Origin of the sequence: Helicobacter sp. 16-1353 (assembly GCF_003288815.1) — a bacterium.
Taxonomy (GTDB): Bacteria; Campylobacterota; Campylobacteria; order Campylobacterales; family Helicobacteraceae; genus NHYM01.
The window spans coordinates 51798-64453 of record NZ_NHYM01000003.1 but is presented as its reverse complement, the minus strand read 5'-3'; the positions used below and the strand labels follow the sequence as shown (position 1 = coordinate 64453).

Here is a 12656-nt window from a genome sequence, read left to right as displayed (position 1 = left end):
AAGATTCTATATTTTAATATTAGGAATATAGAAGTGGATAATATCTTAAAAAACAAAAATATTTTGATTTTAGTAACAGGCTCTATTGCGATTTATAAAATACTTGATTTGATTAGCAATCTTAAAAAAATGGAAGCAAAAACTGCCGTAGTTATGAGTGATGAGGCATTAAACCTTATACAACCACTATGTTTTGAAGCCCTTAGTAACAAGGAAGTATTATATTCTAAAACACAGAGTCATAGCAAAGATTCACCAAATCATATAAGCTACGCCCTTTGGGCGGATATAGCTATACTTGCTCCTGCTAGTGTAAATAGTATAGCAAAGCTTCGTTATGGGATTGCCGATACATTAGTATTATCAACACTTTTTGCTTGTCAATGTCCTATTCTAATAGCTCCTAGTGCAAATATAAATATGATGGAATCTATCCAAAATAAACAGAATCTAAAAGATTTATCTAAAATGGGTTATACAATAATTCCACCGCGTGAGACGCTTTTAGCTTGTAATATAGTCGCAAAAGGTGCGATGGCTACTATAGATGAAATAATTTTTCATATAAAAAAGAGTTTTATAAAAAAAGATTTTTGGATAAATAAAGATATTGTAATAACAGGTGGAGGTAGCATAGAGCAAATAGATAATATTCGCCATATTTCAAATAATTCAAGCGGATTACAATCATCAAATTTAGCGTTGATTTTCTATCTCTTAGGGGCAAAAGTTAGGCTTATTTCATCTAAATTCCCGCTAACATTACCACTTGATATAAATATTACTAATGTTAAATCAAATAATGATTTTAGAAATGCACTAAAAAAGTATTGCAAAAAAGATTCTATACTCATAATGGCGGCTGCGATTAGTGATTTTATAGTGCAGAATCCTAAGAATGAAAAAATAAAAAAAGAAGATATAGGCAAATCGTGGAATCTAGAATTAATTCAAGATGAAGATATTTTAAGCAATATAAATTGTGCGTTTAAAGTTGGATTTAAAGCTGAGAGTAATGAAAATATCGCAGAATCTAAAGCTAGGAAAATGCTACAACCAAAAACTTTAGGTGGGAAAGATTGCGATTTGGTTGTATTAAATATCATAAATGATAATAATAAAATTGGTTCAAATGATAATGAAATCACCATTTTTAGCAAAGATTCTAAGATTTTTTTATCCAAAAAGGATAAATTTAGCATAAGTTTTGAAATAGCAAATATAATGGAAAAAGAGCTTCAATCAAGATGATTAGCAAGATTCTTAATATTTCTAAAATATCACAGAATCTATCACAAACAAAGCATTACAATACTACTCTGCCTATATTGCTTCAGGTTATGGAAAAAACTAGAATGGGATATTTATTAAAACTTGGCAATAATATAATTGAAGCAAAAAGTATGAATAATCTACAAATTGGTAGCAAATATTGGGCAATAGTTAAAGATTCTAGTGTTAATGAAATCCTTATTTCTAATCTAATAAAGCAACCAAAAATATTTGATAACGCAAAAAAATCCAGCCTTAAATTTGATATAAATGAGTTTGAAAGCTTATTAAAAGATTCTAGATTTATTGAAAAATTTAGCGACAATTTGATTGAAAAATCTATAGCCTCTAGCACAAAAGATGATTTTTTATTTCTTACTAATTCTTTGATTGCATTGAATAAAAAAATTCTTAATATTGTTATAAACGATAATAAAAAGGATATATTGTTGCAGATTAAAAAACCAAAAGATGGCAAAATCGAATTTAGTGCTATTTTCAATAATCTTGGTTTGATAAATGGGGTTATATATAATAATCAATCGTTGATTATAAAAACACAATATAAAAATGTTAGAAATATATTAGAAAATAATATAAAAAATTTAGAAGGCTTTGATGAATTTGATGAGATTAGAATAATTTTCGATGAAAATATTAACATATTTTTTAATCTATATAATGATGGCATTCTTGATTTGGAAGTTTAAAAATCGAATTATAAACATAATTGTAAATAAAAAATAAATATAATATAATGGCACATTTTATCGTAGTATATAAAGGAAAAAACATAATGAGAAAAAGTTTTTCTTTGGTTGAATTAGTATTTGTTATCGTAATAATTGGTGCTTTGGCTGGGTTGGCAACAACTTGGCTATTTGAAACTAGAATGGATTCTCAAGTAGCGACATTAAAAAGCGATGTGGCTACTTTATTAACGCAAGTTCCTGCTGAAATAGTCGCAGGGAATATTGATGTTGATACTGCAGCACCCGAAGGTTTTTCTACTTGGGGAGAATGGCTTATGTATGTTGGAGCTTTGGATAAAGCACGATGGAAATCAACAGAAAATGGCGTAGTAGCAATATCGTATGTCAATAATAACAATAATTCCAATCAAGTATTATGTGATGGAGAATATCTATATATTGATTTAATCGATGGAGTGTTGCATTTCATACCAAGTAACATTAATGCCAATGCTTCTAATTTCTGTAAAATATTTCGCAATAGCTATAATCAAAATTCTGAAACAAAAATAAATCTTAAATCATCAAATGCTATGCAATATTAATTTTTAGGTTAGCAAAATCGCAAATCCTTATAATCCACAGGCAGTAGATAGTCCTTTGTTTCTATTAGATTCTTATATACTCCAAAATCATATCCTATTTTAAAAAGCCTATCCAATGCCTTTATTTGTATTTCATTTAATGTTATTGAGTTATTATTGGCATACATATTTAGATATTTTTCTAGATTATTTTGATTTACTCTAACATAATTTTCAAGCATTGTAGATAGAATCTTTTTATTATTGACAGCGACTCTAACGGCATTTGTCAATATCTCTTGACACTCAATTGCACGAAGTAGGGGAATCGAACGAGATATTGCCATTCCACCGAGCGGTAGCGGTAGAGAATCCCCCGCTAAATCAATCCAAATATCCCAAAGTTTTGCCTCAACTTCAAGACTATCATCAAAATTTAGTATAGATTCGTGTATCAAAACTCCTGCATCGACTTCACCCGTAAGAACGGCATTTTCAATCTCCAAAAAGTTTTTATAAACTATTCTTGCATTTGGATATTTAATCTTAAAAATCATTGCATTTGTAGTCCATTTGCCACTTAAAGCGACCTTAAAATTATCCTTTAAAGATTTACCTCTTTTTTTAATAAGCTTAGGTCCATATCCCTCTCCAAAGGACATAGCTGTGCTAAGTAGGGCATAATTATTTTTTATAAATGGATATAAAGCAAATGAAATAGCAGAGATTAGATATTTTGAATCTAATGCCCCTTCATTTAAGCTCTCAATATCAAGTGCGATATTACTAAATTTAATATTTTTTGAACCAATCCAGCCAAAATAAATCGCATAATACATAAAAATATCATCTGCATCGGGCGAATGTGCAACAACAATTTTACTCATAAATAACTCTTTATTTAGAATTTGAATTTATTTTAACTAAAAAATAGATAGAATTTGCATTATTTTTACATTTTAAGAGGTATATATGATTGATAAAGATAAACAAAAAGCGATTGAATTAGCACTAAAACAAGTCGATAAAGCCTTTGGCAAGGGGGCTTTGATACGACTTGGTGATAAGCAAAGTGAAAAAATAGAATGCATTTCCACAGGCTCACTTGGGCTTGATTTGGCACTTGGAATAGGTGGAATCCCAAAAGGTAGAATTATTGAAATCTATGGACCAGAATCCAGCGGCAAAACCACATTAAGTTTGCAAATAACCGCAGAGTGTCAAAAACAAGGTGGAATCTGTGCTTTTATCGACGCAGAACACGCATTAGATGTGTATTACGCCAAAAAACTCGGCGTCGATGTGGAGAATCTCTATGTTTCCCAACCAGATTATGGTGAGCAAGCATTAGAGATTTTAGAAACATTAACTAGAAGCGGTGGAGTTGATTTAATAGTTGTAGATTCTGTAGCAGCCCTAACACCAAAAGCTGAAATAGATGGCGATATGGGCGATGCACATGTAGGGCTTCAAGCAAGGCTTATGAGCCAAGCATTGCGTAAAATAACAGGTATTTTGCATAGAATGAATACTACTGTTATTTTCATTAATCAAATTAGAATGAAAATAGGAAATATAGGCTATGGTAATCCAGAAACAACAACTGGCGGTAATGCTTTAAAATTTTATTCTAGTGTTAGGATTGATGTTAGACGAATAAAAACATTAAAAGTAAACGAACAAGCCATAGGAAATACCGTTCGTGCAAAAGTGGTAAAAAACAAGGTTGCTCCGCCATTTAGAGAGGCTGAGTTTGACATTATGTTTGGCGAGGGAATTTCTAAGCTAGGCGAGTTGGTAGACTACGGCGTGAAGCTTGATATTATCGATAAAAGTGGTGCGTGGTTTAGCTATAAAGATAAGAAAATCGCACAAGGCAAGGAAAATTCCAAGATTTTCCTAAAAGAAAACCCAGACATCGCCAATGAAATCGAGGCAAAAATCAAAGAGCAAATCGGTGCAAGTAGCGAGATAATCGAGTTTGTAGATGAGAATGTAGATGATACTGATAATAGCGAGGAGAAAAAATGATTTATATAGATGATGTATTTGCCGATGAGGTGCTAGATAGCAGAGGGAATCCAACTATTAGGGTTACCATTGGGCTAAATAATGGGCTTTCTTGCAATGCAATCGTGCCAAGCGGGGCGTCCACTGGGAAAAGAGAGGCATTGGAATTACGCGACGACGATAAGGCGAGATTCCTTGGCAAGGGCGTTCTTAAAGCGTGTGAGAATGTCAATACGACCATTGCGGAGGCGTTAATCGGGGTTTCGCCATTTAATCAAAATGAGCTTGATAAGATTATGGCTGAGTTAGACGGCACGGAGAATTACTCCAAGCTAGGGGCAAATGCGATTTTAGGCACTTCTATGGCTCTTGCAAAGGCAAGTGCGGAAGCCCTAGAAATCCCGCTATATCGCTACATCGGTGGCATTAATGCAAATATCCTGCCAGTGCCAATGCTAAATATTATCAATGGCGGAAGCCACGCTGACAATACGGTGGATTTCCAAGAGTATATGATAATGCCACTTGGTTTTTCTAGCTTTAGGGAGGCGCTTCGGGCAAGTAGCGAGGTGTATTGGAATCTTAAAAATATCTTAAAATCACAAGGGCATATTACGAGTATCGGCGATGAGGGAGGCTTTGCACCGAACTTGAAAAATAATGAAGAGCCAATCGAGGTGATTTTAAAAGCGATAAAACAGGCTGGATATAAAGAGGGCGAACAAATCGCAATCGCCCTTGATGTCGCCAGTAGCGAGTTTGTAAATGGCGAGGGCAAGTATGTTTTAGCAGCTGAAAATAAATCTTTAAGTGGCGAGGAATTGATTGAATATTATGAGAATCTTTGTGCGAAATACCCAATAGTTTCGATTGAAGATGGCTTGAGTGAGGACGATTGGGAGGGCTGGGCGAAGCTAACTAAAAAGCTAGGCGATAAAATCCAGCTTGTGGGCGATGACTTGTTTGTGACAAATGAGAAAATTTTGCGTGAGGGCATTGGCAAAAATATCGCAAACGCCGTGCTTGTAAAGCCAAATCAAATCGGCTCCGTTTCGCAGACTATGCAGACCGTGCGACTGGCTGGGCGACACAAATATAAGTGCATTATGAGCCACAGGAGCGGGGAAAGCGAGGATAGCTTCATCGCGGACTTCGCTGTGGGGCTAAATACAGGCGAGATAAAGACTGGTAGCACCGCAAGGAGTGAGAGAATCGCAAAGTATAATCGCCTTTTAGAAATCGAAAATGAGCTGGATTGCCCGGAATATTTAGGCTGGAATCTATTTAAGTAAATGGCAAAATTATTTGAAGAAAAGCTAAGTATATGGGATAAGATACGACTTTATCGCCCTTATATTTTGCTTATTATTGCTTTAATGATGTTGTTTGTTTATATTTTTATATTAATTTTTGGCAATAAATCCGTTTTTGTTTTACTTGAGCTACGAGAAGAGAAAAAAGAGCTAGAAACTAGTGTGAAATTCTACGAGCGACAGAATGCATTTCTACAAAAAGAGATTTTTGAGATAAGCGGTGGAAAATAAAATATATAAGGCTTAATAATCAATGAATAAAAGAATTATATTTTGCATTATGTTATTTGTAAGTTTGCTTTTTTCTAGAGATGATCCATTTGTCCCATTAGTCGTGCCAAAAGATTCTATTCGTCCGTATTATGGCGAGACAAGTGTATTTGATAAAGAAGAAATAAGTTTGCCTAGCAATGCTAGATTGATTAAAAAAATAGAAATAACTTATCAAAATATCGATGGCTCGATAGAAACTAAAAGTGTTGCTGTAAGTGGTAAAATAGATTGGAGAATGCCTTTGGTTGTTTCACAAATCTTAGATAAACCTATTTCCACTAACACTACTTTAGATTCTAAAGATTCTAGTATGGCGAATGTCTATAAAATAGACAATAATAACATATTTATAGCCTATGAAGGTAAGCTTTTGCGGGATTTTATAATGAAGAATCCTGATAGGATTGTGCTTGATTTTGATATAAATATGAAATATTATAAGAAAAATAAAATTGATATAAATAATCCTTATTTTACATCGATTAAATACGGATTACACGATGATTTTTTGCGAATTGTAGTTGAGCTTGATGGAAGCTATATTTATGATATTAAGCAAACACAAAATGGAGTTAATATAAATGTTAAATAATATCGTTCTAATCGGCTTTATGGGTTCTGGGAAAACAACTATTGGGAGGGAGTTAGCACGGCTTTTTGAGAATGTTTTATTAGATACTGATAGCATTATTGAAACAAATTATAATATGCAAGTGAATGATATTTTTACGAATTTTGGCGAGGAAAGATTCCGTGAGATAGAGATTTCGCTATGTGATTGGATTAAAAATAATGTCAATAATGCCATCATATCAACCGGCGGAGGTATGCCTATGAGGTATGATATACGCGATATTGGTAATGTTTTTTATCTCGAAGCACCACTTGATGAGCTCTCAAAAAGGATTATAAAAGATGGGATACAAAAGCGTCCAATGTTTGAGCAATTTAGTGCTATTGATGATTTATATCAAAGTAGGGTAAAAATCTATAAAAATATGGCTGATTATACGCTAAATGCCTTAGATTCTGCAAATGAAATAGCAGAAAAAATTTATAATTATGTGAAAGGTTATTAATTGTGAGAGCGATTTTAAGTGTGAGTGATAAGCAAAATATCGAGGTTTTTGCAAGCGAGCTAATATCTCTTGGCTTTAAGATTTTAAGCACTGGTGGGACTTTGCGGCATTTGGAAAAACACAATATTAAGGCGCTTGATATTAGCACCTACACTGGGGCAGAGGAGCTATTTAATGGGCGGGTAAAGACGCTCCACCCCAAAATCCACGGCGGAATCCTCTTTCGTAGAGACAATGAGAGCGACCAAAAAGCCGCCAAAAGCCACGAGATAAAGGCGATTGACTTGGTGTGCGTGAATCTATATCCATTCAAGGAAACCACGCAAAATACGGAGGATTTCGCTGAGATTATCGAAAATATCGATATTGGCGGTCCAAGCCTTATTCGAGCGGCTGCAAAAAACTTCCAAAATGTCCTTGTGGTAGTAAATCCGGGCGATTACAAAAGCGTAATTGTGGTGCTAAAAAATGGGGCAGATTCCCTAGAATTTCGCCGAAATATGATGATAAAGGCGTTCGAACATACCGCGAGTTACGACGCATTTATCGCAAATTATATGAATGAGCGATTTAATGGCGGATTTGGCGAAAAAAGCTTTATCGTGGGGAAAAAATACTGCGACACACGATATGGGGAAAATCCCCACCAAAAGGCTTCGTTTTATGAGTTTGAAAGCCACTGGAGCAAGCATTTTAAGGTGCTAAAAGGCGAGTGTAGCTTTAATAATATGCTTGATATAAATGCGGCGTTTAGGGTGGTGAATGCCTTTAGTAAAAATGCCATTTGTATCGTAAAGCACGGGAATCCTTGTGGCTTTGCGGTGAAAGAAAATGCCCTTAGCTCATATGAAAATGCCCTAAAGTGCGACACGCTATCTGCCTATGGTGGCGTTGTAGCGGTAAATGGCGAGATTGGCGAGGATTTGGCAAAGCTTATGAATGAGACCTTTTTTGAGGCGATTGTGGCAAAAAATATCACAGAAAAAGCCCTAGAGATTTTGAGTGGGAAAAAGCGCGTTAGGATTTTCACATTAAAATCTAGCGCAAAAGACAAGGTCGATTTTCGCCATATTAGCGGAGGATTCTTGCTACAAACCCAAGATGAGGTTAAGGAGAGCGAGATTTTGGAGGCAAAACTTTGTGGCGATATAAAAGCGAACGAATCCCAGCTAAAAGACCTAGAAATCGCCTATAAACTAGCCGCATTCACCAAGTCAAATTGCGTTACTTATGTGAAAGATTCCGCACTTGTGGGGATTGGCATGGGGCTTACAAGCAGGGTAGATTCCGCTAAGCTTGCTGCCCTAAAAGCAAAGGATATGGGGCTAAGCCTAAGAGGCTCAAGTATGGCAAGTGAGGCGTTTTTCCCATTTAGGGATAGCGTTGATTTGGCTGCTAGTGTGGGTGTGAAAGCGATAATCCAGCCCGGAGGAAGTATTAGAGATAGCGAGGTAATAGAGGCGGCTAATACGCATAAAATCGCCCTTTATTTCACTGGAATCCGCCACTTTTTGCATTAAAATTTGCACTAAAACCGGCACAAAAATCGCAGAAAAACGGCGGAATCTGCATTAAAGCGGCGTCAAACTAGCACAGAAAACCACGCCAAAAGCGACTTAAAAACATAGGAAATTTTATGGAAAACATTAGGAATTTCTCCATTATCGCCCATATCGACCACGGAAAAAGCACGCTCGCAGATAGGCTTATCCAAGAGTGCGGGGCGGTGAGTGAGCGAGAGATGAGTGCACAAGTGATGGATACGATGGATATTGAAAAGGAGCGTGGTATCACTATAAAAGCCCAGAGTGTGCGACTAGAATACATGCTCGAGGGCAAAAAATATATCCTAAATCTAATCGACACGCCCGGCCATGTGGACTTTAGCTATGAGGTTTCTCGCTCTCTTAGCTCGTGCGAGGGGGCGTTGCTCGTAGTCGATGCAAGTCAAGGCGTGGAGGCGCAAACTATCGCAAATGTCTATATTGCATTAGAAAATAACTTGGAAATTATCCCAGTGATTAACAAAATCGACCTGCCAGCTGCAAATGTGGAGAACGCCAAAAGCGAGATTGAAAGCACCATTGGGCTTTCTGCCAAAAACGCCATTTTGGTTAGTGCGAAAAATGGCATTGGCATAAGTGAATTGCTAGAATCTATAATCTACACTATTCCCCCGCCAAGTGGGAATCCGTCTGCTCCCCTTAAGGCTTTGATTTATGATTCGTGGTTTGATAACTATTTGGGGGCGTTGGCACTTGTTAGAATAATCGATGGGGCGATAAAAATCGATGATGAGATTTTGATAATGGGGAGTGGGAAAAGCCACAAGGTGCTTGAGCTACTCTATCCGCACCCCATAAATCAAAAGAAAACGAATGCCATAAAATGCGGTGAAATCGGCATTGTCTGCTTGGGGCTAAAGCAAGTTGATGATATTTCCGTGGGCGATACGATGACGCACAAAAATGCTCCAGCACAAAGCCCAGTGGGGAACTTCACTAAGGCAAAGCCATTTGTTTTTGCTGGAATCTACCCCATTCAAACGGATAGATTCGAGGATTTGCGCGATGCACTGAATAAGCTAAAGCTAAATGATTCTTCGCTGGAGTTTGAGCCGGAAAGCTCTGTGGCACTTGGATTTGGCTTCCGCGTGGGATTCTTGGGGTTGTTGCATATGGAGGTGATTAAGGAGCGATTGGAGAGAGAATTTGACCTTGATTTGATTGCTACTGCCCCAACGGTGCTGTATCACGCATATTTGAGTAATGGCGAAATCGCCGAAGTGCAGAATCCCGCCGAACTCCCCCCAGAGCAGAACATCACGCATATCGAAGAGCCATATGTCAAAGCCACGATAATCACGCCCAGCGAGTTTCTAGGCAATGTGATAAAGCTACTCTCAAATCGCCGTGGGATTCAAGAAAAAATGGAATACATCACAGAGCAGCGGGTCTTGCTGGTGTATCTAATGCCTACAAATGAGATAATTATGGACTTTTATGACAAGCTGAAATCTTCCACAAAGGGCTATGCGAGCTTTGACTACGAGAATGCTGGGTATAGAAAGGGCGACTTGATAAAGCTAGATATCCGTGTAGCAGGGGAAATCGTCGATGCGTTAAGTATCATTGTGGCGCGTGAAAAGGCGTATCAAAAGGGCAAGAATCTAGTAAATTCGATGAAAGAGATTATCCCGCGACAGCTTTTTGAGGTGGCGATTCAGGCTAGTATCGGCAATAAGGTCATCGCAAGGGAGACCATAAAATCAATGGGAAAAAATGTAACGGCAAAATGCTACGGAGGGGATATAACTAGAAAACGGAAGCTGCTAGAGAAGCAAAAAGAGGGCAAAAAACGCTTGAAGGCAATAGGCAAGGTCGAACTCCCGCAAGATGCATTCCTAGCGGTGTTAAAGATTGATTAGGGGCTAGATTCTATAGAATCTAATAGACTTTATTTTCTTTAAAATAGCCCAAGCCCATAAATCTTTTGCAAGAAACTTTGTTTTACTAGAAAACTTTACTATTCATTTTGCTAAAGAAAATTTAGAAATGGCGGTGGAATTATTTGGCTAAAGATTTGGGATTTTAAGAAATTGCATTTGCTTGATTTGTTTGAGATGAAATCCATTAGAATCCTAGAAATTTAAGCTTTAAATATAGAAGTCTTGTTTTCCCCACTTTTACTTAAAAAAGATTCTTAAATTGCATTAGCATAAGCATTTTAAAACATCATCGTGGTTTTTACTTTTCTTTTATAATTTAAGCAAGATTCTAAGTTTGAAAGAATCTAAACTTAAAAAATCCGCAGAGATTCCGCGAGAGTTTTAAGAATCTAGATTCTGTTGGAATGTGGGAAGTTAGATTCTAAGGCGGAATCTGCGAGAATCCAAACTTTTATAATTCTAGGATTCTGCAGATTTTCGCAGAATCTATGGAATCTTAAAGTTTAAAAACATGAAATCTGTGAGATTCTAAAACTTTAAATTCTCGTAAAACTTTAAGAGATTCTAATTTGTTAATTGTAAAGGCTAAAGCCTTTACAATACATCTAATCTTTTACAGGAAACTTCGCTACGCTCGTTTTCCCACCCACCACCCTTTTTATGTGAAATATTAAAGCCAGTTTTCAATAATTATTGTTTTTGCTTACTAGCCCTTTTTTGTGTGTGAGGCGTGAGCCTCACATGAATCTTTAAAAATCGCTAAAGCAATTTTTTATTAAATAAAACTCCGTGTGGTGGCACCAAATAGGGGCGGTGGGCGGGATTAGATTAAAGCGGGAATAGATTTAAGATGAGGGCGAAGCCCTCCAACCGAATAAAAAATATTTCTAGGCAAATTTAGATTCCGTAAAGTGTGGATTTTACGAGATTTTAAACCTTTAGATTCCTATGATTGCAAAACTCTAATTGCAAGATTTATGAGATTTTAAAAATGTTTTAAAAAGCTAGATTCCGTATTTTAGATTCTTTGTAAAAGGGCGAAAGCCATTTATCACATAAAATTGACTTCATTCGCCCATAAAAAATCCTAAAATTTCGATGAGATAAGAAATAAAATAATTTATCTCTTTGAGAATTGTGGGCTTCGTCGTGCTTTTCGCTTGCCGTATTTTTTCCGCTCAACAACCCTAGAATCTCGTGTCAATAATCCCTCAGGTTTTAAAATGGCTCTAAATGAAATATCATATAGATTTAGTGCTTTTGAGATTCCGTGTCTTAATGCCTCTGCTTGGGCGTTATATCCGCCTCCAAATGTGATAGCAACAATATCCAATAATTTTTCTTGTTTTGTTAAAACTAATGGCTGAGTAACTTTCATCTTAATAGCTTCGTGTCCGCCAAGCCATTCATCTAATGTTTTACCATTAACACTTAGATTCCCTTTTCCAGCCTTAATCCAAACCTTTGCTACTGCACTTTTTCTTTTACCAGTTGCATAAATTTTTGTCATATTTTATTAGTCCTTTTTGCTTTTTTTGTTTGTTTGAGCGGTATGTGGGTGTTCGCTACCACTATAAACCTTAAGTTTTCCAATCATCGCTTTGCCTAATTTTGTTTTTGGCAACATTCCCCTAACAGCAAGTCTAAATAATTTCTCTGGGCTTTTTTCAAGCATTTCTGCTAATGTTTTCGATTTTGTGCTACCAAAATAGCCTGAATGGGTGAAGTATTCTTTAGAATTTAATTTCAATCCACTAAATTTAACTTCTTTAGCATTGATAATGACGACAAAATCACCACAATCAACATTCGGCGTATAGCTTGGCTTATGTTTGCCTCTTAGATATATTGCAGTTTTTGTTATCAATCTACCAAATATCTCGTCCTTTGCATCTAATACAATCCAATCTCTTTGTATATCATTCTTTTTAAGCGTAGAAGTTAGATTCATAGTAATTGCCTTTATATTTGATTTAAAAGCTAGA

General features: G+C 36.1%; 13 protein-coding genes. 10 read left to right on the top strand and 3 right to left on the bottom strand.

The window, feature by feature from the left end; all coding sequences use genetic code 11:
* The first annotated feature begins 33 nt into the window (after window positions 1-33).
* The 3 genes from coaBC to CCY99_RS02540 all read left to right on the top strand — a co-directional run bounded on the left by coaBC (window position 34) and on the right by CCY99_RS02540 (window position 2569).
* Window positions 34-1251, top strand: coding sequence for a bifunctional phosphopantothenoylcysteine decarboxylase/phosphopantothenate--cysteine ligase CoaBC (gene coaBC / locus CCY99_RS02550; RefSeq protein WP_181646804.1), 1218 nt, complete (start codon window positions 34-36; stop codon window positions 1249-1251).
* Window positions 1248-1982: a hypothetical protein gene (locus tag CCY99_RS02545; protein ID WP_112059850.1), complete on the top strand. Its 735-nt coding sequence runs from the start codon at window positions 1248-1250 to the stop codon at window positions 1980-1982. The genes coaBC and CCY99_RS02545 overlap by 4 nt, the downstream gene beginning before the upstream one ends.
* 86 nt (window positions 1983-2068) lie before the next feature.
* Window positions 2069-2569 carry a type II secretion system protein gene (locus tag CCY99_RS02540; protein WP_112059849.1) on the top strand — a complete coding sequence of 167 codons (501 nt, stop codon included), beginning with the start codon at window positions 2069-2071 and terminating at the stop codon, window positions 2567-2569.
* A gap of 8 nt (window positions 2570-2577) precedes the next feature.
* Here the strand turns inward: CCY99_RS02540 and CCY99_RS02535 are convergent, their stop codons facing one another.
* Window positions 2578-3435 carry an MqnA/MqnD/SBP family protein gene (locus tag CCY99_RS02535; protein ID WP_112059848.1) on the bottom strand — a complete coding sequence of 286 codons (858 nt, stop codon included), beginning with the start codon at window positions 3433-3435 and terminating at the stop codon, window positions 2578-2580.
* A gap of 85 nt (window positions 3436-3520) precedes the next feature.
* Here CCY99_RS02535 and recA point away from each other — a divergent pair, with 85 nt between their 5' ends.
* The 7 genes from recA to lepA all read left to right on the top strand — a co-directional run bounded on the left by recA (window position 3521) and on the right by lepA (window position 10650).
* A complete protein-coding gene (gene recA, locus CCY99_RS02530) occupies window positions 3521-4579 on the top strand; it encodes a recombinase RecA (RefSeq protein WP_112059847.1) in 1059 nt (352 codons plus the stop codon).
* Window positions 4576-5850 (top strand): phosphopyruvate hydratase, encoded by a 1275-nt coding sequence (gene eno / locus CCY99_RS02525; protein ID WP_112059846.1) that lies wholly within the window; start codon window positions 4576-4578, stop codon window positions 5848-5850. Before recA ends, eno begins: the two co-directional genes overlap by 4 nt.
* Complete coding sequence (locus CCY99_RS02520) at window positions 5851-6102, top strand: hypothetical protein (RefSeq protein ID WP_112059845.1); 252 nt, start codon at window positions 5851-5853, stop codon at window positions 6100-6102.
* A 22-nt stretch (window positions 6103-6124) separates the two neighbouring features.
* Complete coding sequence (locus CCY99_RS02515) at window positions 6125-6736, top strand: AMIN domain-containing protein (RefSeq protein ID WP_112059844.1); 612 nt, start codon at window positions 6125-6127, stop codon at window positions 6734-6736.
* Window positions 6726-7223 carry a shikimate kinase gene (locus CCY99_RS02510; protein ID WP_112059843.1) on the top strand — a complete coding sequence of 166 codons (498 nt, stop codon included), beginning with the start codon at window positions 6726-6728 and terminating at the stop codon, window positions 7221-7223. Before CCY99_RS02515 ends, CCY99_RS02510 begins: the two co-directional genes overlap by 11 nt.
* A gap of 2 nt (window positions 7224-7225) precedes the next feature.
* Window positions 7226-8743: a bifunctional phosphoribosylaminoimidazolecarboxamide formyltransferase/IMP cyclohydrolase gene (gene purH / locus CCY99_RS02505; RefSeq protein WP_112059842.1), complete on the top strand. Its 1518-nt coding sequence runs from the start codon at window positions 7226-7228 to the stop codon at window positions 8741-8743.
* Window positions 8744-8859: 116 nt separating this feature from the next.
* Window positions 8860-10650 (top strand): translation elongation factor 4, encoded by a 1791-nt coding sequence (gene lepA, locus CCY99_RS02500; protein ID WP_112059841.1) that lies wholly within the window; start codon window positions 8860-8862, stop codon window positions 10648-10650.
* 1141 nt (window positions 10651-11791) lie between these two features.
* Here lepA and rpsI read toward each other — a convergent pair.
* Entirely contained in the window at window positions 11792-12181 is a 390-nt protein-coding gene (rpsI, locus tag CCY99_RS02495; RefSeq protein WP_112059840.1) for a 30S ribosomal protein S9, read from the bottom strand.
* Window positions 12182-12187: 6 nt separating this feature from the next.
* Window positions 12188-12622, bottom strand: a complete 435-nt coding sequence (gene rplM, locus CCY99_RS02490) for a 50S ribosomal protein L13 (protein WP_112059839.1) — start codon at window positions 12620-12622, stop codon at window positions 12188-12190.
* Window positions 12623-12656: the final 34 nt, after the last annotated feature.